This window comes from Streptosporangium sp. NPDC020072 (genome assembly GCF_040631445.1).
Classification (GTDB): Bacteria; Actinomycetota; Actinomycetes; order Streptosporangiales; family Streptosporangiaceae; genus Streptosporangium.
The window spans coordinates 95,376-114,308 of record NZ_JBEYAB010000021.1; the positions used below are offsets into that span (position 1 = coordinate 95,376).

Below are 18,933 nucleotides of genomic sequence, written 5' to 3' on the forward strand. Positions count from 1 at the left end.
ATTTAGGAGGTTCGGCAGGCGTTCGCGGAACTGTGAAGGCAATGCGAACGGCTTTATGGCCCCCTCGGCTCATGGCTTTGCGACCGTATGAGTGCCGCCCTGGAGCAGGACGGCGCCTTGGTCAACGAACCGAGTGAAACGGAAATCCAGCCCAATTCGGCTGGGGAAGGCGTCCCATGAGACCGGAGAAAAACAGCGAAACCAGCTTTCCCGATCACCCAGAGTCCGCTTCACGGGCGCGCGACGAAGTCCGTGAATGGCTGGGGACGGACCATCCCGCCTACGAGAACGTCCGGCTCGCCGTGTCGGAACTGGTCACCGACGCCGTGCTGCACGCGGGCGGCGAGCCGGGGGACGGCTCGCTGACGCTGCGACTGCTCGCGCTGGGTGACCTGCTGCGGATCGAGGTCGTGGACCAGGGCTGTCCCATGACGTCGCCGGAGAGCTCCCTCCTGTCGGAGAGGGGACGCGGCCTGGTCCTCGTCGGGTTGCTCTCCGGCGGAACCTGGGGCTGCCGCTCCCTTGAGCGGGGCCGTACGGTCTGGTGCGAGATCCCCGCGATCCCACGGGACCCTTTCCCCGGGCTTGAGAACTTTTTCGACCCGCCGAAATCCCTCGGCCTCCCCGAGGCGGGCGGGCCCGCCTTTCTCTCCTAGCCCGAGTGCGGCGGTCGCCGTATCTCCTGGAGTGCGACGGCATTCCCGGCCGGAACGGAATTCCGGCTTGGCGGTTCCCCCGTTCTCCGGTCGCCTCCACGCGCGCCGCCTTCGCCGTACCCGTCGTCCGGTGTTCGCCTTCCGAAACCGGGCGGCGAACCGCCTGCGGAAAGGAAACGGGCGTGTGCCGGGGGCCGGAGAGCCGGGACGCGGTGAATGGGTGTGAATGGAGAATGGGTTCGATCGCCCGTACGGTCCCGGTCGGCCGAGAGGGTGTTTCGGTCGGAATGATAATGACGTTTTGTGCAAGCCTCGCGTTAATTCACGAATGACGAAATATCCTGAAAAAAGGGGGTTGCGGGGTCGCGATGAGCGGCCTCCGGTTCCGGTCAGCACGGACACGAACGGTAGGAAAATCAGTGACCTCATAAGGAGGACGACAGCGCGCACGGCGATTCACACCGATGCCGGGCGGTTCGAACACCGGCGGCATCTGGTCGCCCAGGCGCTGCCGCCACGCCCTCGCCGGGGACCATCGTGGCGGCGCACAACATCTCCGTCCGGGCCCCGCACCGGCTCTTCCTGACCGAGACGCACGGTCCCCGCCTGGATCCGCGCTCTACGGCTGGACCACTGCCGCCGTGACCTGGCCAATCTCCAGCTCGAAGGCCGGCAGGCCCCCGCCGTCGCGGCCCGGTGGGGACTCACCGACGCCTTCCGTACCGCCTGCGGCATCACCCCCAGGAGTACCGGCGCCTGCACATCTCCGGTCGCACAGGGGCCTGACGCATATAAGCAATAACCTGGCGCATATCCACAATGCCGCGGGAACGCATGTGGGTCATTCTTGTCTCACGGCGGGCACCACGGATGACCAGGCCAAAGGTCTCCGGCCCCCGTGACACGTCACGCCTTCCCCGTTGGGTTCTCCCGAACGTGGCCATGTGGAACGTCATCACGCAGACGGCCGAGGAGCCTCCCGTGGAAGGCGTCGAGGACCTCTCCACCGACGAAAGGACGAACGTCCATGCGTGCGAAGGGCATCACCATCACATCGGCAAGGCGTACGGCGCGGCCTCTGGCCGTACTGTCGGGCGCCGCGCTGGCACTGTTCCTCACCGCCCAGGGCGCCGGGGCCGTGACCTCGCCCGACGACCCCGCGAACGTGGCCCCTTCCGGGGACTCCAAGAGCCTGGTCGCGCCCGAGAGCTTCGCGAACGCGACCTCGCCCGAGGCGCAGGCGGCCTTCGCCGAGCAGGGCAGGGCCGCGGGGCTGACCGAGGAGCAGATCACCACGCTGCAGAACAGCGCGAACCTCTACCTGTTCACCATGGGGGGCAGGCAGGTGGCCCTCAACAAGGTCGTCATCGAGGGGAGGGCGGACGTGCTTATCGCCCTTCCGGACGAGGACGCTCCCCGACAGCTGTCTCCGGAGACCGGCCTCGTCGCCGGTTGCTCCACCAGTGGAGCGGCCTACCATCACTTCTGCGCCTACAGCCGTCCCAATTTCAGGGGCAGCTACATCGACATGTACCGCTGCGCCAGGTACACGATTCCTTACACCGGTGCCGGCTCTTGGGACAACAACCAGACGAAGGGGACGACAGCGCGGATGTACGACCGGAGCGGCAAACTGGTCTACATCACTCCGCCGGCCCCCAGCGAGGACCGCAACGCTGACTGGACCTACGTGCACACCGTCAAGAACTGCTAGGTGAACCGGCGCCGTCAGGCCGGGTGACGTAGGGCCGTCGCGACGTCCCGTAGGGCGTCCAGAAGGGGGACGAGCAGGGGGTGGTGCTCCGCGCCTCGCCGTACGGCGGCGAAGACACGGCGTTCGGGGCCCGAGACCGGGCGGACCGCCACCCCCGACAGGTCGGGGCCGCGCAGCGCCAGGCGCGGCACCATCGCCACCCCCGCCCCGGCGGCGGCCAGCGCCACGACGGCGCTGAAATCGTCCGAGGAGTGCGCGAACTCGGGGGTGAAACCCGCGTGCTCACAGGCCAGCGCGATCACGTCGTGGCAGGGGTTGCCGGGGTAGGGGCCGATCCAGGTCTCGCCGTGCAGGTCGGCCACCGTCACCTCCTGCCCCGCCAGCGGGTGCTCGCGGGGCAGGACCACGTCGAACGGCTCCGAGTAGAGCGGGATGCGTGAGAGCCTGCGGTCGGTTTCCGCCGGGGCACCCCGGTACTCGACCGCGACCGCGAGATCGACCGCGCCGTCCAGGACCATGGTGAGGCTCTGGTCCCCCTCCGCGTCCAGGACGCGCACCCGGATGCCGGGCTCCTTGTCCTTGAGCCTGCCGACGGCCGGGGCGACGAGCAGGCCGATGGCGGTGGCGAAGGAGGCCACCGTCACCTCCCCGGCCGTGCCCGCGGTGTAGGCGGCGATGTCGGCGTCCGCCCGCTCCAGCTGGGCGAGCACCTCGTTGGCGTGACCCAGCAGGATGCGGCCGACGGCGGTCAGTCGTACGCCCCGGCCGTCGCGTTCCAGCAGTCGGTGGCCGACCTCGTGTTCGAGGGCGATGAGCTGCTGGGAGACGGCCGAGGGGGTGAGGTGCAGCGCGGCGGCAGCGGCGGTGACCGTCCGGTGGTCGGCCACCGCACGCAGGGTCCTGAGCCGTCGCGTGTCTATCACCTGCCCATTTTCGCCGGAATTATTTACAGACGGGTACAAACAGGGGTTGTTTCCGGCCCGATGGAGGTTATCCACAGGTTGACTTTCGGCGATGGGAGCACCCTCCGGGGGTGGATAACGTTGCCGGGATGGCTACGGGGACAGGGGGAAAGACGCTCACGGCGGTGCTGCTGTGGGCGTCGTTGGCCGTGCCGGTGCTGCTGGCCGGGTTCACCTCAAGGACGGCCCATCCCCTCGCGTGGTGGGGGGCGTTCACCTGCCTGGCGGTGATCGGCGCCGGGGTGGCGCTCGGCCGTGCCCGGCCGCTGGCGGCGATGCTGCTGGGGTCGGGGCTGTGGCTGGTCGAGGCGACACGCGGCAACCCGTTCACGGTGCTGGCGGCGATGGCGGTGTTCGCCTACCTCGCCGGGGTCCGGATGGACAGGGCCGGTCAGGCGGTGGCCGCGCTCGGCGGGCTGCTGGTCCTGGCGGGGACGGTGACACCGCTGGTCAGCGACGCGGGAGCCGGGTTCGTCGCGGTCTCGGGCGCCGTGCTGGGCGCGGTCGTGCCGTGGCTGGCGGGACGCGCCCGCAGGCAGTACCTACTGTTGGCGAGGGAGGGCTGGGAACGGGCCGAGGAGCTCGAACGCGCCCAGCGGCTCATCGCCGAGCAGGCCAGGGCCCGCGAGCGCACCCGCATCGCCGGTGACATGCACGACCTGCTCGGGCACGAACTCGGGCTGGTCGCGCTGCGGATCGGTGGGCTTGAGGTGGCTCCCGGCCTCGACGAGCGCTACCGGCTGGCGGCGGGCGAGGCGCGCAGGGCGGTCACGGCCGCCTCGGAGCGGCTGCAGGAGATCGTGGACATGCTGCACCACGACACCGGGACCGCCCAGGAGGAGGGCGTCCCCGAGCTGGTCGAGCGGGCTCGGGCCGCGGGCATGCGGGTCGAGCTGAGGACCGTGGGTGAGGGCCCCTTGCCCAACGGCTCCCGCCCGGACGGCCCTCCCTCAGGCGGCCCTCCCTCAGGCGGCCCTCTCTCCGGCGGCTCTCTCTCCGGCGGCTCTCTCCCGTCGGCCATGGCCGAGCGGGCGTTGCGGCGGGTGGTGCAGGAGGGCCTGACCAACTCCGCCAAGCACGCCCCCGGTGCCCCGGTCATCGTGACGGTCGAGCACCTGGCCACGGAGACCGTGGTCACGGTGACCACGGGTCCGGCACGCCGCCCCCAGGACCGCGCGTCCGGTGGACACGGGCTCGAAGGGCTCAGGGAGCGGGTCCGGCTGTGCGGCGGCTCCCTGCGGGCGGGGCCGAAGAACGAGGGGTTCGGGAGGTTCGGGGAGCCGGCAAGGGGCGCGGGGCTCGGGAGAGGGGCCGGCCGGGAGCCCGGAGAGGGAGCGGGCATCGAACCGGCCGGGGAACCCGGCGAGGGGTTCGAGCTGAGCGCGCGCCTGCCCCACGCACCGGGACAGATCGCCGAGCCGGGGCCGGTCTCGGTCTCGGCGACCCATCTGGCCAGGGCACGGCTCAGGGCACGCCGCACGCGCGTCACCGCGGTCGTCACCGCCGTCACCGCCGTCACGGTGGTCACCCTGGTGGTGGTGGCCTTCATGATCTACGACGCCGCGTCCTCGGTGCTGGTCCCCGAAGATTTCCAGCGACTGCGTCCCGGCCAGGACCAGACGGCCGTGGCGCGGGTGCTGCCCGGCCGTTCCCGCATCGACGGGCCGGTGCCCGGCGAACCGGCCAGGCCACGGGGGGCGGACTGCCGTTACTACGGCACCCACGCCAACCCCTTCGACGCCTCGCACCGTGAGCTGTTCCGGCTGTGTTTCGCGGGCGGTCGCCTGGTGAGCAAGGATTTCCTGCCCGCGAACCGGAGCCCGTAGAAGCCACACGAGGGTTCCGCAGGGCCGTGTGAGGGTCCTGCGGGGACACGTGTGATGTTCGTGGGCTCGAACGGGGGTTCCGCGGGGCCGTGTGAGATCCGTGGGCCGGCGTGAGGGTTCCGCGGGGTCATGTGAGGTGAAGAGGCCCACGGGTTCTCGTACGGGAGTTCGGCAGGGCCGGGTGAGAGGGGGACGACGGTGGTGCGAGTGGTGCTGGCCGACGACGAGGCGGTGGTCCGCGCCGGGGTGCGGATGATCCTGTCGGCCGATCCGGAGATCGAGGTGGTCGCCGAGGCCGCCGACGGGCGGGAGCTGGTCGAGGCGGTGCGTGCCCACCGGCCGGACGTGGCGCTGGTCGACATCCGCATGCCGCGCCTGGACGGCCTGGCCGCCACCGCCGAACTGCGTGCCGTGGCACCCGCGACGGCGGTGCTGATCATGACCACGTTCAGCAAGGACTCCTACGTCTCCCGCGCCCTCGCCGACGGCGCCACCGGATTCCTGCTCAAGACCGGAGACCCGAGGGAGTTCCTGCTCGGGGTCCGGGCGGTGGCCGGGGGCGGCGCCTACCTCTCACCCAGCGTGGCGGCCCGGGTCATCAGGGAGCTGACCGGCGACGACCTGTCCAGGACGGCGCAGGCCCGTGACCGGGTCGCGGTGCTGACCAACCGTGAACGGGAGGTGCTCGCGCTGATCGGCGCCGGGCTGTCCAACGCGGAGATCGCCCGCCGTCTCCACCTGGCCGAGGGCAGCGTCAAGACCTACACCAGCACGATCCTGGGCCGCCTGGGCGTGCGCAACCGAGTCCAGGCCGCGGTCGTCGCCCACGACGCCCGGCTGGTGCGCCGCGAGTGAGAGCGACCCAGGTCAGAAGCGTGATCATCCGGCCGGGTGTGGGCGACCCGGGCCGGAAGCGTGACCACCGGCTGGGTGATGGCGACCCCAGCGGGAAGTGGGCCTCGGGTGTGGTCATCCGGTACGGCGGGCGGCCCGCGAGTGAGCGCGACCCGGGCCGGAGTGAGCCTCAGGTGTGAGACCGCCGGGGGCGAGCAGCAGCGGGCGCAGCGCCGCCAGTCCGCGCAGCCGTTCGACCAGCGCGGTCGCGGGACCGCTGAGCGCGAGCACCACGACCGGCGCCAGCACCCCGCCGAGCAGCAGCCCCACCACCACGTCATGCGGATAGTGCGCGCCGACGAAAACCCGTGACGCCCCGCCCAGCAGCGCCAGCACCACCACGTACGGCGCCAGCGCCCGCCAGGCGAGCACCAGCCCGGCCGCCGCTCCGGCCGCGAGCGTCGCGTGGTTGCTCGGCAGGGACCAGTCCCCGTACGGCGGGCACGGCACGATCGTGGACACCCCACGCAGCGCCCGGCACGGCCGATCCTCCCGCAGCACCACCTTGACGACCTCGCTGACCACGTAGGCGGCCACCGTACCCACCGGGCCGAGCAACGCCAGCGCCATCATCCCGGCGGAGCCTCTCCTGGCCCGCCACCACGCCCACAGGTACAGCACGGCGAACACCACGAGCATCCCGTCGGTGCCCGTCTCCGCCAGCCCCCGAAACCACTCCGGCGTTCTCGCCGCGAGTTCCACGACGTCCCGATACAGTCCGTCATCCATGGCCCCTCCGCATATCCCCTGGTCAACGACCTTACGAAGGTAGGAATCAGGGGATATGGCACACAGCCGCCGATCGTCGCCGGTGTGCGTTGACTTTCGTCAACCGTCAGGAACTTGCGGCAACCGTCGGTCAACCGTCAGGGCCGGGAGAGGTCACCTCCTGGCCGCGACGAACGCCTCCACGGCACGGTCCACGTCGTCGAGCGAGTGGGCCGCGGACAACTGGACCCGGATGCGGGCCTTGCCGTGCGGTACGACGGGGTAGGAGAAGCCGATCACGTAGACGCCCTGTTCGAGTAGCCGCTCGGCCATGGCGCCCGCCTCGGCCGCGTCGCCGATCATCACTGGGACGATGGGGTGGTCGCCGGGTAGCAGGTCGAACCCGGCCTCGGTCATCCGGGTACGGAACCGCTCGGTGTTGGCGCGCAGCCGTACCCGGGCGTCGTCGGAGGTGCTGATCAGGTCGAGGACGCGCAACGAGGCGGCGGCGATGGCCGGGGCGAGCGAGTTGGAGAACAGGTAGGGGCGGGACCGCTGGCGCAGCAGCTCGCAGATCTCCCTGCGCGCCGAGACGTAGCCGCCGCTGGCGCCGCCGAGCGCCTTGCCGAGGGTGCCGGTGATGATGTCCACGCGGTCCATGACGCCGTGCAGCTCGGGGGTGCCCCGGCCGCCGGCGCCGACGAAGCCGACCGCGTGCGAGTCGTCGACCATCACCATGGCCTCGTACCGCTCGGCCAGCTCGCAGATCTCACGCAGCGGCGCGACGTAGCCGTCCATGGAGAACACACCGTCGGTGACGACCAGCCTGCGCCGGGCGTCCGAGGCCTCCTTGAGCCTGGCTTCGAGGTCGGCCATGTCACGGTTGGCGTAGCGCAGGCGGCGGGCCTTGCTCAATCGGATGCCGTCGATGATGCTCGCGTGGTTGAGCGCGTCGGAGATCACCGCGTCCCGTTCGTCGAGCAGCGTCTCGAAGACCCCGCCGTTGGCGTCGAAACAGGAGCTGTACAGGACCGTGTCCTCCTGGCCGAGGAAGTCGGCCAGCCGTGCCTCAAGCTGCTTGTGCACCTCCTGGGTGCCGCAGATGAAACGTACCGAGGCCATGCCGAAGCCCCAGCGGTCGAGTGCCTCCCTGGCCGCGTTGACCACTTCGGGGTGGTCGGCCAGGCCGAGGTAGTTGTTGGCGCAGAAGTTCAGCACCTCGCCGCCTCCGGCGACGGCGATGTCCGCCCGCTGGGGGGTGGTGATGACCCGCTCGGGCTTGAGCAGCCCGGCGGCGGCGATCTCGTCGAGGGTGTCACGCAGGTCGGCGCGGACGTTGTCGAACATCAGGCGGTCCAATCCATGATGACTTTTCCGGTCTTGCCACTCGCCGCGGTGTCGAAGGCCGCGTCGAAGTCGCGGTGGGAGAAGCGGTCGGTGATGACGGGGGACAGGTCAAGCCCCTTCTCCAGGAGAACCGACATGGAGTACCACGTCTCGTACATCTCTCTGCCGTAGATGCCCTTGATGGTGAGCATCGAGGTGACGACGGTCGAGAAGTCGACCGCGAACTCCTCGGCGGGCAGGCCGAGCATGGCGATCCTGCCGCCGTGCGTCATGTTGGCGATCATGTCACGGAGCGCCCTCGGGTTCCCGGACATCTCCAGGCCGACGTCGAAGCCCTCGCGCAGGCCCAGTTCGTGCATGCCGTCCGCGATGGAACGTTCCGCCACGTTCAGCGCCAGGTTCACCCCCAGCTTGCCCGCCAGCTCCAGCCGTTCGGGGCTGACGTCGGTGACGACCACGTTGCGGGCCCCGATGTGCGTGGCGACCGCGGCGGCCATCAGCCCGATCGGCCCGGCCCCGGTGATCAGCACGTCCTCGCCGACCATCGGGAAGGTCAACGCGGTGTGTACGGCGTTGCCGAACGGATCGAAGATCGCCGCCACATCCGGGTCGACCGGGGTCCTGTGCACCCAGACGTTGGACGCGGGAAGCGTCAGGTACTCGGCGAAGGCGCCGTCACGGTTGACCCCGAGGCCGACCGTGTTGCGGCACAGGTGCCGCCGCCCGGCCATGCAGTTGCGGCACTTGCCGCAGACCAGGTGCCCCTCCCCGCTGACCAGGTCGCCGACCGCGACGTCCTCGACGCCGGGCGCCACCTCGACGACCTCGCCGCAGAACTCGTGCCCGACGATCAGCGGGGGCCGCAGGGTGTGCCTTGCCCAGGCGTCGAAATCACGGATGTGCAGGTCGGTGCCGCAGATGCCGGTGCGCAGCACCCTGATCAGCACCTCACCCGCGCCCATGACCGGCTCGGGCACATCGGCCAGCCGAAGTCCGGGCTCCGCCCTCTCCTTGACCAGCGCTTTCATAGAAGATCCCCCCTCAGCTTCCGACCCTACGCACTGTGCCGGGCCGGTTCTTGAGGTGTCCATCGCGGTTTTCTTAACCCGTCCCACAGCATTGCTTCATGCTTGTGCCGAGCTGGGCTTTTCCTCCGCGGCCGAGGGGATCTTCCAGGGATCTAGCGTTCGGCTCTGTCCCGGTTCCTCGTCTCCAGGGGGTCGGGCATCGCAGGCGCGCCGGGGCCGATCTGGCGGGGGCCGATGTCGCTCTCCGCGGCCTCGGCGACCGCCTCCGCGGCGGCCTGCTCGGCCTGGGCGGTCTCCCTCTCGGTCGCCTCCTTGGCGGCCTCGTCGATCGCGGGGGTCTCCCTGGTCGCGCTCGACCGGGGCAGCGACTCGGTGAAGGCCTTCGACACACCCTGGAGCGCGGAGGTGACCTCGCTGGGAATCACCCAGAACGTGTTGCCCTGGCCCTTGGCCAGCTCGGGCAGCACCTGGAGGTACTGGTAGGCCAGCAGCTTGGGGTCGGGGTCGTTGCGGTGGACGGCCTGGAAGACCTCGTCGATCGCCTGGGACTGGCCCTGGGCCTTGAGGATCGCGGCGCTGCGCTCACCCTCGGCGCGCAGGATCGCGCTCTGCTTGTCACCCTCGGCGGTGAGGATCTGGGACTGGCGCTGTCCCTCGGCGGTGAGGATCGCGGCGCGCTTGTCCCGTTCGGCGCGCATCTGCTTCTCCATCGCCTCCTTGATGGTCTTGGGCGGGTCGATCGCCTTGATCTCGACCCGGTTCACCCGGATGCCCCACTTGCCGGTCGCCTCGTCCAGCACGCCGCGCAACTGGCTGTTGATCGTGTCGCGGGAGGTGAGCGTCATCTCCAGGTCGAGTGAGCCGACGACGTTGCGCAGGGTGGTGACCGTGAGCTGCTCGACGGCCTGGATGTAGTCGGCGATCTCGTAGGCGGCCGCCCTCGGGTCGGTCACCTGGAAGTACAGCACCGTGTCGATCTCGACGACGAGGTTGTCCTCGGTGATCACCGGCTGCGGGCGGAAGGAGACCACCTGCTCACGCAGGTCGATCATCGGGTAGACGCGGTCGATGTAGGGGATCACGAAGTTCAGGCCGGGCTTGAGCGTGGTCTGGTAGCGGCCGAGCCGCTCCACGTTGCGTGCCCGGGACTGGGGGACGATGCGCACCGCGCGCAACACCGTGAACACGGCGAACAGCACGACGAGCAGTCCGGCGATCAGCAGCGGGTCCATGTGGTCACCTGTCGTCTACGAGTTGGAGGTCTCGTCCTTCGGGGCGGGAAGGGAGGCTGGAACGGCAGGGCATGCCGTTGTCGCGCGGGGAGGCTCGCCGTCGGGCGGGCCTGAGAACCGTGAACCTCAATGTGACCTCCTTTTCGTGGAGTCTCCCGCTTCGTGGCGGGGAGGATGTCAATCCCGGGGATAGACGAGCGCTGTGGCGCCTTCGATCTCGATGACGTCGACGACGGCTCCCGCCGGGATCACCAGCGTCTCGTCGTACGCTCTGGCGGACCATTCCTCGCCGCCGATCCTGACCCGGCCGTCCCTGCCGGTCACCTCGCTCAGGGCGTAGGCGGACTTGCCGACCAGGGCCTGGACGCCGAACCGCCTGTCGGCGGGCGGCGGTTTGAGGTGGCGTCTGGCGATGGGCCGTACCACGACCATTCCCGCCACCGTGGTGACCGCGAACACCAGGAACTGAAGGGGAAGCGGCAGGCCGAGGGCGGCGGTGACGGAGGTGATCAGCGCGGCGCCGCCGAGCAGCCCGAGGGCGGTGGTCAGCGTGAAGATCTCAGCGACGCCGAGCGCCACCGCGAGAATCAACCAGATGACCCAGTAATCCATCTCCGGCCCTCCTTAATAATGAACGGCTCGGATGTCCAGGAGGTTCCCTTCCCTACGGTATGCCGATATTTGAAACCCGGTAGTCATTCTGCGGGGGTGTTTCGCCGCATCTCGATGCCGTCGAGCAGAAAGTCAAGTCCGATGGTGAAGGCCGTGTCCCAGTCCTTGCCGATCGGCGGGCCGTACTCGGCGAGGGTGGGGTAACGCTCACGACGCGTCCGCAGGTGCTCCTCGGCCGCCTCCCGCGCCGCCCTCTCGTCCCGCGCGAGCCAGGTGGCCTGCATCAGCGCCGAGCCGATGACGTAGTTGGACAGGCCGTACGCCGCGGCGGACAGGTGGGGTTCGGTGAAGCCCGCGGCGACCAGTGTGGCGTGCAGGAACTCGGCGCGGTCCAGGACGTTCGGCCCCATGAGGGGGCGGCCGAGCAGGGCCGCCGACCAGGGATGGCGTAGCAGCGCGGCACGCCACCCGCCGATCAGGGCCGTGACGTCCGCGCGCCACCGGTCCGCCCCGCCGCCCGAGGGCAGCCCGACGTCGCCGAAGATCGCGTCGAGGGCGAGGTCGAGCACGTCGTCCTTGGTCTTGACGTGCCAGTACAGCGTGGTCGAGCCGGTGCCGAGGCGCTCGGCGAGCCGCCGCATGGTCAGCCGCTCCGCCCCCTCCTCGTCCAGCAGCGCGACCGCCTCGGCCACGATGCGCTCCCTGCTGAGCGGAGGAGCCTCCCTCCTGGCCCGCGACGGCCGGAACCACACCTCCCCGGCCCCCTGCCGAGCCGTACGGGATGCCCTCACCTCTTCGTCGTCCACACGACCAAGTCTAGTATGGTGATCGACCACCGGATCAACGGTCCAGTAGCTCGATCGTTGGTCCAGTGGGGAGGGGAGGGGCCGTGGGGCATGTCGAGGTTGAGCGGGTCGGGTACCGGTTGCCGGATGGGCGGGTGTTGCTCGACGAGGTGTCCTTCCGGGTCGGTGAGGGCGTCAAGGCCGGGCTCGTCGGCCCCAACGGAGCGGGGAAGACCACGCTGTTGAAGCTGGTCGCCGGTGACCTGCGGCCCGACTCCGGGCGGGTGGTCCACTCGGGTGGCCTGGGGGTGATGCGACAGTTCATCGGTGGGGTCGGGGACGACAGGACGGTGGGCGACCTCCTGCTGTCCGTCGCCCCCGACCCGATCCGTACGGCCGTCGCCACCCTGCGGGACGCCGAGGCCGTACTGGCCGCGCGGGACGACGAGCCCGCCCAACTCGGCTACGCGCAGGCGCTCGCCGACTACGGCGACGCGGGTGGCTACGACATGGAGGTCGTCTGGGACGCCTGCGCGACGGAGGCCGTCGGCGTGCCGTACGAGGAGCTTCGCGACCGGCCGGTGAACACCCTGTCGGGCGGCGAGCAGAAAAGGCTCGTCCTTGAGGCGCTGCTGCGCGGTCCCGACCAGGTCCTGCTGCTCGACGAGCCGGACAACTACCTGGACGTTCCGGCCAAGCAGTGGCTGGAACGGCGCCTGCTGGAGACCGCCAAGACCGTCCTGCTCGTCTCGCACGACCGGCGGCTGCTGGCCACCGTCACCGACCGGGTCGTCACCGTCGAGTCGCGCCGGGTCTGGGTGCACGGCGGCGGGTTCGCCACCTACGCCCAGGGGCGTTCCGCCCGGGTCGAGCGGCTCGACGAACTGCGCCGCCGCTGGGACGAGGAGCACACCAGGCTCAGGCACACCGTGCACACCCTGCGGCAGGGCGCGACCGCCAACGACGCGCTCGCCTCCGCCTACCGGGCCGCCCGCACGCGGCTCGTCAGGTTCGAGGAGGCGGGGCCACCGGAGGCGGCGCCCAGGGCGCAGAACATCCGGATGAGACTGCGGGGCGGACGCACCGGCAAACGGGCGGTCCTGTGCGAGAACCTCGAACTGACCGGCCTGATGCGGTCCTTCGACGCCGAGATCTGGTACGGCGAGCGCGTGGCCGTCCTGGGTTCGAACGGCTCGGGCAAGTCCCACTTCCTCAGGCTCCTGGCCCAGGCGGCGGACGGGGCGACCCCCTCCGTGCGCCACACGGGGACGGTGCGGCTGGGGGCGCGGGTCGTTCCCGGGCATTTCACCCAGACCGACGTCCGTCCCGACCTCTACGGCCGTACGCCCGCGGAACTGATCACCACCGGGCACGCGCTGACCCTGAACGAGGCCATGGCCGCCCTCGCCCGCTATGAACTGGCCCCGGCGGGTGCCAGGCCGTTCGAGACGCTCTCCGGCGGGCAGCAGGCCAGGCTGCAGATCCTGCTGCTCGAACTGTCGGGGGCGACCCTGCTGCTGCTCGACGAGCCGACCGACAACCTCGACCTGGCCAGTGCCGAGGCGCTCCAGGAGGGGCTCGACGCCTTCGACGGGACCGTGCTGGCCGTCACCCACGACCGCTGGTTCGCCGACGACTTCGACCGCTACCTGGTCTTCGGCGCGGACGGGCGGGTCCGCGAGTCGGCGGAGCCGGTGTGGGACGAGGGACGGGTCCGCTGAACCCGGCCCCTCGGACGGCTCGGCCGGGCCTCCGGAAGTGGAGGCTCCTGGTTTCTCGACCCCCCTTCAATTACTCTTTGTGGCCAGTCAACAACAAGGAGTGATCAGCTTGCGACGTGCAATGTCCACTACTCTGGGCGCTCTTGCCGCCTGTGCCGCACTCGTCCTGGCCACCCCGGGCCTGGCCTCCGCCGCGTCCGGAACCTTCGAGTACACCTCCGCCGGACTCCCGAACTCCTTGCTCACGCCGAAGGACAACCTCTGCTACGGCGTCGGTTACTCCGCCGGGGCCACCAACAAGACCAACCGTGACGCGCTGCTGTACGAGGGAAACAGCTGCCACGGCAGGGTCATCAAGGAACTCTCCCCGGGAAGCTCGACGGACACCCGGTTCGAGAGCGTGAAGTTCGTACACTGACCCGGCTGATGCCCGTGCCGTGCTCGTCGGAGCCGGTGTGGTTCGAGGGACGGATCCGCTGACCCGTCCCTCGAACCAGGAGTGACTCAGCGGGCGGGCAGGACGGTGCCGGAGACCTCGCCGAGGGTGATCACGGTGCCGCCGGGGCCGGGGGCCGTCGCGGTGATCGTGACCGTGTCGCCGTCCTCAAGGAAGGTCTTCGACGAGCCGTCGGGCAGCTTGAGCGGTTCCGTGCCGTTCCAGGTCAGCTCGATCAGCGATCCCCGCTGGTCGGGGTCGGCGCCGGAGACCGTGCCGCTGGCGTACAGGTCGCCGGTGCGCAGGCTCGCGCCGTTGACCGTCATGTGGGCGAGCATCTGGTCGGGCGTCCAGTACATCCCCCGGTACGGCGGTCGCGAGACGACCTCCCCGTTCAGCGCGACCTCCAGCGTCAGGTCCAGCCCCCACGGCTCGTCCCTGCGCAGGTAGTCAAGCGGCTCGGGATCCTGCGCGACACCGGGGGTCCGCGCCTCCGACAGCGCGTCCAGCGGCGTGATCCACGGGGAGATCGAGGTGGCGAAGGACTTGCCGAGGAAGGGGCCGAGCGGGACGTACTCCCAGGCCTGGATGTCCCTGGCGCTCCAGTCGTTGACCAGCGTCACCCCGAAGACGTGGTCGGCGAACCGGCCCGACCGCTCGCCGAGGGCGGTCGGCGTGCCGACGACGAACCCCAGCTCCGCCTCGATGTCCAGCTTCGCCGACGGCCCGAACACCCCCGCGCCACGCTGTCCCGACGGCCTGACGACCGGGGTGCCGGAGACGACGACGGTTCCCGCCCTGCCGTGGTAGCCGACGGGCAGGTGGCGCCAGTTCGGCTTCAGCGGCTCCTCGTTCGGCCGGAACATCCGGCCCAGGTTGGAGGCGTGTTCGAGGGAGCAGTAGAAGTCGACGTAGTCGGCCACCTCGAACGGCAGGTGCAGTCTGACCTGGTCGAGCGGGACCAGGTGCGCCTCGACGGCGCCGGGGTCGGTGCGCAGCTTGTTCTGGAGCACCGTCCTGGTGTCCCGCCACGCGGCCGAGCCCCTGGCCATGAAGGCGTTGAGCGAGCCGGTGGCGAACACCTCGTCGTGCAGGACTCCGGCGAGATCCACGACGTGCTCGCCGTAGCGCACTCCGACGCGCGGGGTCTCCCCCTCGTGCCGGGAGAAGACCCCGTAGGGCAGGTGTTCGACACCCCAGGACATCACACGTTCTCCTCTACTGCGTTCTCGATGAGCCCCAAGGCTCGCAGGTCCTCGATCGGCGTGCTCGTGCTGCACGAACCGTAGGAGACCAGCAGCTGCCTGGCGCGGGTCGCGACGTCCTCGGAGACCTCGCGGGCCAGCCGTACCAGCTCGCCCACGTCCGTCGAGCCCAGCACGGCGGCCGGGTCACGGCCGTCGACGGCGGCGCAGACCGCCAGGACCAGGTTGAGGAAGCCGTGCCGGTCGACGCCGAGCGCCGGGTCGAAGTGGCGCACCGCGTTGTGCAGTCCGGCCGTGGCCTTGAACGGGATGCCGCGTTCGACGCAGTGGGAGATGAACGCGCCCAGATCCTGGGCGGAGGGGAAGGCGGTGGCGACCGTCCCGCCGCACCTGACCTTGAGCCCCACCCCCTGTGGCGGGTCGAAGGGCAGCTGGGCCGGGGTGACCTCGACGAACAGCCGGGCCTTGAGGTCACCGAGGTCCACGACCCTCCCGGGGACCTCGACCAGCTCGACGTCGAGACCGTCGAGCGGCGGCAGGTCGGGGGTGTCCAGGACGAGACCGAGCCTGATCGGGTGGTCCAGGTGCTCGCGCAGCTCGCCGATCCGGCTGGCCGCGCACAGGAAACGGTGGGTCAGCACCGGGCTGCCCGCCGCGAGGTCCGCCCGGTGCCTGGCCAGGGCCCTGGCCATGGGCAGCGCGGTCGGCGGGAAGAGCCCGGCGTCGTCGACCAGGGCGTCGAAGAGCGTCACCGGGCCCACGTCCAGGCGTAGGCGGGGTCCTCGACGGACAGGCCGGTCGAGCCGAGGTCGAGGGGCCGGAAGGTGTCCACCATCACGGCCAGTTCGCTCGTCTGCGTGTGGCCCTGCCGTACGGCCTCGACGGAGGCCTCGACGGCGCCGGGCTGGGGGCCGTGGGTGAACCCGGCGGGGTGCAGCGAGATCGAGCCGACGTCGATGCCCGAGCCCTTGCGCGCGGTGTAGTCGCCGCCCGCGTAGAACATCAGCTCGTCGGAGTCCACGTTGTGGTGGTTGTAGGGGATCGGGATGGCCTCGGGGTGGAAGTCGAGGGGCCGGGGGCAGAACGAGCAGACCACGAAGTTCGGTCCCTCGAAGGTCTGGTGCACCGGCGGCGGGGCGTGGGTGCGCTTCACGACGGGTTCGAAGTCGCTGATGTTGAAGGCGTAGGGGTACAGGCAGCCGTCCCAGCCGACCACGTCGAAGGGGTGGTTGCGGTAGACGAGCCGGGTCAGCCCGCCACGCGTGCGGACCAGCACCGGGACCTCCTCGCCCTCGGCGAGCATCGGCTCCTGCGGGGTGCGCAGGTCGCGCTCGGAGTAGGGGGCGTGTTCGAGGAACTGGCCGTACTTCGACAGGTAGCGCTTGGGCGGCCTGATGTGCCCGGCGGCCTCGATGACGAAGGCCGTGACGCGACCCTGGGGGACCCAGCGGTGGATCGTCCCGGTCGGCACGACGACGTAGTCGCCCTCCCCGGCTTCGAGCGCGCCGTAGGTGGACTCGAACGTGACCCGTCCCGAGGCGATGTAGACGCACTCGTCGCCCATGGAGTTGCGGTACAGCTCGCTGGGGGCCTCGGTCGCGGCGTACGACATGCGGACGTCGGCGTTGCCCGCCAGCAGGCCGCGCCCGGAGACCAGGTCACCGCCGGTCGGGAGGTCCTGGGTGCGGAAGTGCCTGGGGGAGAGCGGAAGGTTGGGGGTGAGCGTGGCGGAGGGGGAGGCCTCGACCGCCTCCGCCTTGATGATCGCCGTGGGCAGGTACCGGTGGTAGAGAAGTGAGGAGTCGCTGGAGAAGCCCTCCTCACCCATCAGCTCCTCGGCGTACAGCCCGCCGTCGGGCCGCCGGAACTGCACGTGTCGCTTGCGGGGAATCTCACCCACGACGCGGTAGTACGGCATCCGCTTCTCCAAGCTCGTCCGTTTATCGGACATTGTTGTCCTTTATACGTACAACCTTCCGTCAACGAGTGAGCCGATGTCAAACATGGACTCCCGTGTCGAGGTGAAGTATCTTGATATCGAGATACTTAGGGGGTTGTGATGATTCACCACGTGCAGCTCGCCTGTCCTCCCGGGAGCGAGCAACTGTCCCGCGACTTCTACGAGGGGGTGCTCGGCCTGACCGAGATCCCCAAGCCTCCCCTTCTCGCGGCCCGTGGCGGATGCTGGTTCAGGGGACACGGCATCGAACTCCACCTGGGTGTCGAGGCCGACTTCCGCCCGGCCCGCAAGGCGCACCCCGGCCTCATGGTCGAGGACCTCGACCACTGGGCCCGGCGCCTGGGCGAGGCCGGTTACCCGGTCGACTTCGCCGACGACTTCCCGGGGATGCGCCGCTTCCACAGCGCCGACCCGCACGGCAACCGCCTGGAGTTCCTCTCACCTGAGGACGGGCGTCCGTGAACGCCCGAGGGTGAGCGCGGCGACCGCGCAGAGCAGGGCGGGCACCAGGAGGGCGCGGGCCGTGCCGGCGGGGGCCGGGGTGAGCAGGGCGCCCATCACGGCGACACCGAGGGTGGCGCCGACCTGCCTGGCCGCGTTGAGCAGGCCGCCCGCGGTGCCTGCCATACCGGTGGGGGCCGCCGCGACGACCGTGGTGACCAGCGCGGGCAGCGCGAAGGAGACCCCGAAACCGGTGCAGAGCAGACCGGCGACCAGGAGCGGGTAGGCCGACCCGGTCGTGACCGCGACCGCGAAGATCACACCGCCCGCGGTCAGCAGGGCCAGTCCTGCGGTCACCGGCCCGCGCGGCCCCGACCTGGCGACGATCCTGCCGGTGACCAGCGGGTTGACGGCGAACGGCAGCGTCATCGGCAGGAAGGCCACCCCGGTTTCGAGCGGGGACAGCTCCAGGGTCCGCTGGAAGAGCAGCGGCAGCACGAACAACACCCCGGCCATCGTGAAGTTGACCGCAGCACCGGCCAGCAGCGCGGGCGTCATACCGGGAGCCCGCAGTACGGCGGGCGCCAGGACCGGCTCGGTGCCGCGCCTCTCAAGCGCCGCGAAGGCGACCCCGGCGGCGACGGCGGCGGCACCGGACCCCAGCGCGTGGACCGGCTCGCCCGAGCCGAGCGCGATGAGCGCGTCGGTGCCCAACCCGAGGGCCACGCAGACCGCGAGCTGGGCGGGCCAGCCGATCCCGCGGTCGCCGCGCGGACAGCGCACCGCGCGCCCCGCCGTCAGCGCCAGTACGGCCGCCGCCAGCGGGACGTTGATCAGGAACACGGCCCGCCAGCCGGACAGGCCGACCAGCAGCCCTCCGGCGATCGGCCCGGCGGCAAGCGCGGCCCCGCTGACGGCCGCCCACACCGACAGTGCCCTGGCGCGTTCTGCGGGAACCGGGTAGAGCGTGCTGATCATCGCCATGGAGGCGGGCACGCAGGCCGCCGCCGCGGCGCCGAGCAGCGCCCGCGCCGCCACCAGCGTCCACAGGTCGGGTGACAGCGCGCTCAGCAGCGAGCCGACCCCGAAGAAGGCGACGCCCGCCCGGAAGACCCGGTGCGCGCCGAACCTGTCGCTGATCGCCCCCGCGGACAGCAACAGGGCGCCGAACACGACGGTGTAGCCGGACACGGCCCACTGCAGGCCCGCGACCGAGCCGCCGAGCGAGCGTGCCAGATCAGGTTCGGCCACCGAGAGCACGGTCATGTCGAGCAGGACCGTGAAGTAGCCGAGGGAGATGCCGAACAACGCCAGGGAACGCCTGGTGGAACCGATGGTCATGCGGGTCACTGTCGTGGGCCGGGCCGTACGGCTCCACCGGAGAGAACGCAGGCTCCGTTCGGAAT

18 protein-coding genes are annotated in these 18,933 nt (G+C 70.5%); 7 read left to right on the forward strand and 11 right to left on the reverse strand.

What is annotated here, in order from left to right:
• The first annotated feature begins 176 nt into the window (after window positions 1-176).
• Together ABZ470_RS37920 and ABZ470_RS37925 are read left to right on the forward strand one after the other, a co-directional pair.
• A complete protein-coding gene (locus tag ABZ470_RS37920; protein WP_362917626.1) occupies window positions 177-656 on the forward strand; it encodes an ATP-binding protein in 480 nt (159 codons plus the stop codon).
• A gap of 1,027 nt (window positions 657-1,683) precedes the next feature.
• Window positions 1,684-2,370: a hypothetical protein gene (locus ABZ470_RS37925; RefSeq protein ID WP_362917628.1), complete on the forward strand. Its 687-nt coding sequence runs from the start codon at window positions 1,684-1,686 to the stop codon at window positions 2,368-2,370.
• A 14-nt stretch (window positions 2,371-2,384) separates the two neighbouring features.
• Here ABZ470_RS37925 and ABZ470_RS37930 read toward each other — a convergent pair whose 3' ends face one another.
• Window positions 2,385-3,293: a LysR family transcriptional regulator gene (locus tag ABZ470_RS37930; RefSeq protein WP_362917630.1), complete on the reverse strand. Its 909-nt coding sequence runs from the start codon at window positions 3,291-3,293 to the stop codon at window positions 2,385-2,387.
• A 128-nt stretch (window positions 3,294-3,421) separates the two neighbouring features.
• Here ABZ470_RS37930 and ABZ470_RS37935 point away from each other — a divergent pair, with 128 nt between their 5' ends.
• Complete coding sequence (locus tag ABZ470_RS37935; protein WP_362917632.1) at window positions 3,422-5,158, forward strand: histidine kinase; 1,737 nt, start codon at window positions 3,422-3,424, stop codon at window positions 5,156-5,158.
• Window positions 5,159-5,356: 198 nt separating this feature from the next.
• Window positions 5,357-6,013, forward strand: coding sequence for a response regulator transcription factor (locus tag ABZ470_RS37940; protein WP_352014263.1), 657 nt, complete (start codon window positions 5,357-5,359; stop codon window positions 6,011-6,013).
• 114 nt (window positions 6,014-6,127) lie between these two features.
• Here ABZ470_RS37940 and ABZ470_RS37945 read toward each other — a convergent pair whose 3' ends face one another.
• From ABZ470_RS37945 to ABZ470_RS37970, 6 genes are all read right to left on the reverse strand, one after another.
• Window positions 6,128-6,781 carry a phosphatase PAP2 family protein gene (locus tag ABZ470_RS37945; protein WP_362917634.1) on the reverse strand — a complete coding sequence of 218 codons (654 nt, stop codon included), beginning with the start codon at window positions 6,779-6,781 and terminating at the stop codon, window positions 6,128-6,130.
• 153 nt (window positions 6,782-6,934) lie between these two features.
• Window positions 6,935-8,107: a glycine C-acetyltransferase gene (locus ABZ470_RS37950; protein ID WP_352014261.1), complete on the reverse strand. Its 1,173-nt coding sequence runs from the start codon at window positions 8,105-8,107 to the stop codon at window positions 6,935-6,937.
• Entirely contained in the window at window positions 8,107-9,135 is a 1,029-nt protein-coding gene (gene tdh / locus ABZ470_RS37955) for an L-threonine 3-dehydrogenase (protein ID WP_352014260.1), read from the reverse strand. The genes ABZ470_RS37950 and tdh overlap by 1 nt, the downstream gene beginning before the upstream one ends.
• Window positions 9,136-9,287: 152 nt before the next feature.
• Window positions 9,288-10,367 (reverse strand): SPFH domain-containing protein, encoded by a 1,080-nt coding sequence (locus tag ABZ470_RS37960; RefSeq protein ID WP_352014259.1) that lies wholly within the window; start codon window positions 10,365-10,367, stop codon window positions 9,288-9,290.
• A 177-nt stretch (window positions 10,368-10,544) separates the two neighbouring features.
• Window positions 10,545-10,979: an NfeD family protein gene (locus ABZ470_RS37965; RefSeq protein WP_352014258.1), complete on the reverse strand. Its 435-nt coding sequence runs from the start codon at window positions 10,977-10,979 to the stop codon at window positions 10,545-10,547.
• Window positions 10,980-11,062: 83 nt separating this feature from the next.
• Window positions 11,063-11,785 carry a TetR/AcrR family transcriptional regulator C-terminal domain-containing protein gene (locus tag ABZ470_RS37970; protein ID WP_362917636.1) on the reverse strand — a complete coding sequence of 241 codons (723 nt, stop codon included), beginning with the start codon at window positions 11,783-11,785 and terminating at the stop codon, window positions 11,063-11,065.
• An 83-nt stretch (window positions 11,786-11,868) separates the two neighbouring features.
• On the opposite strand from ABZ470_RS37970, the gene ABZ470_RS37975 reads away from it, so the two are divergent.
• Window positions 11,869-13,485: an ATP-binding cassette domain-containing protein gene (locus ABZ470_RS37975; protein WP_362917638.1), complete on the forward strand. Its 1,617-nt coding sequence runs from the start codon at window positions 11,869-11,871 to the stop codon at window positions 13,483-13,485.
• A gap of 109 nt (window positions 13,486-13,594) precedes the next feature.
• Window positions 13,595-13,903 carry a hypothetical protein gene (locus ABZ470_RS37980; protein WP_352014254.1) on the forward strand — a complete coding sequence of 103 codons (309 nt, stop codon included), beginning with the start codon at window positions 13,595-13,597 and terminating at the stop codon, window positions 13,901-13,903.
• A gap of 86 nt (window positions 13,904-13,989) precedes the next feature.
• On the opposite strand, the gene fahA is transcribed toward ABZ470_RS37980, so the two are convergent.
• From fahA to ABZ470_RS37995, 3 genes are read right to left on the reverse strand one after another with little or no spacing between them, the layout of a single operon-like run.
• Window positions 13,990-15,126: a fumarylacetoacetase gene (fahA, locus tag ABZ470_RS37985; RefSeq protein ID WP_362917640.1), complete on the reverse strand. Its 1,137-nt coding sequence runs from the start codon at window positions 15,124-15,126 to the stop codon at window positions 13,990-13,992.
• Complete coding sequence (locus ABZ470_RS37990; protein ID WP_352014252.1) at window positions 15,126-15,878, reverse strand: hypothetical protein; 753 nt, start codon at window positions 15,876-15,878, stop codon at window positions 15,126-15,128. The genes fahA and ABZ470_RS37990 overlap by 1 nt, the downstream gene beginning before the upstream one ends.
• Complete coding sequence (locus tag ABZ470_RS37995; RefSeq protein WP_352014251.1) at window positions 15,875-17,044, reverse strand: homogentisate 1,2-dioxygenase; 1,170 nt, start codon at window positions 17,042-17,044, stop codon at window positions 15,875-15,877. The genes ABZ470_RS37990 and ABZ470_RS37995 overlap by 4 nt, the downstream gene beginning before the upstream one ends.
• Window positions 17,045-17,185: 141 nt before the next feature.
• On the opposite strand from ABZ470_RS37995, the gene ABZ470_RS38000 reads away from it, so the two are divergent.
• Window positions 17,186-17,548: a VOC family protein gene (locus tag ABZ470_RS38000; protein WP_362917642.1), complete on the forward strand. Its 363-nt coding sequence runs from the start codon at window positions 17,186-17,188 to the stop codon at window positions 17,546-17,548.
• Here the strand turns inward: ABZ470_RS38000 and ABZ470_RS38005 are convergent.
• Window positions 17,525-18,868: an MFS transporter gene (locus ABZ470_RS38005; protein ID WP_362917644.1), complete on the reverse strand. Its 1,344-nt coding sequence runs from the start codon at window positions 18,866-18,868 to the stop codon at window positions 17,525-17,527. The genes ABZ470_RS38000 and ABZ470_RS38005 overlap by 24 nt on opposite strands.
• Between the last annotated feature and the right edge of the window lie 65 nt (window positions 18,869-18,933).

Excerpts from the sequence above, each read along its gene's own strand:
- ABZ470_RS37920 (WP_362917626.1), top strand. The coding sequence starts at position 177 with ATGAGACCGGAGAAAAACAGCGAAACCAGCTTTCCCGATCACCCAGAG.
- ABZ470_RS37925 (WP_362917628.1), top strand. The coding sequence starts at position 1,684 with ATGCGTGCGAAGGGCATCACCATCACATCGGCAAGGCGTACGGCGCGG.
- ABZ470_RS37935 (WP_362917632.1), top strand. The coding sequence starts at position 3,422 with ATGGCTACGGGGACAGGGGGAAAGACGCTCACGGCGGTGCTGCTGTGG.
- ABZ470_RS37945 (WP_362917634.1), bottom strand. The coding sequence starts at position 6,781 with ATGGATGACGGACTGTATCGGGACGTCGTGGAACTCGCGGCGAGAACG.
- ABZ470_RS37950 (WP_352014261.1), bottom strand. The coding sequence starts at position 8,107 with ATGTTCGACAACGTCCGCGCCGACCTGCGTGACACCCTCGACGAGATC.
- tdh (WP_352014260.1), bottom strand. The coding sequence starts at position 9,135 with ATGAAAGCGCTGGTCAAGGAGAGGGCGGAGCCCGGACTTCGGCTGGCC.
- ABZ470_RS37960 (WP_352014259.1), bottom strand. The coding sequence starts at position 10,367 with ATGGACCCGCTGCTGATCGCCGGACTGCTCGTCGTGCTGTTCGCCGTG.
- ABZ470_RS37965 (WP_352014258.1), bottom strand. The coding sequence starts at position 10,979 with ATGGATTACTGGGTCATCTGGTTGATTCTCGCGGTGGCGCTCGGCGTC.
- fahA (WP_362917640.1), bottom strand. The coding sequence starts at position 15,126 with ATGTCCTGGGGTGTCGAACACCTGCCCTACGGGGTCTTCTCCCGGCAC.
- ABZ470_RS37995 (WP_352014251.1), bottom strand. The coding sequence starts at position 17,044 with ATGCCGTACTACCGCGTCGTGGGTGAGATTCCCCGCAAGCGACACGTG.
- ABZ470_RS38000 (WP_362917642.1), top strand. The coding sequence starts at position 17,186 with ATGATTCACCACGTGCAGCTCGCCTGTCCTCCCGGGAGCGAGCAACTG.
- ABZ470_RS38005 (WP_362917644.1), bottom strand. The coding sequence starts at position 18,868 with ATGACCATCGGTTCCACCAGGCGTTCCCTGGCGTTGTTCGGCATCTCC.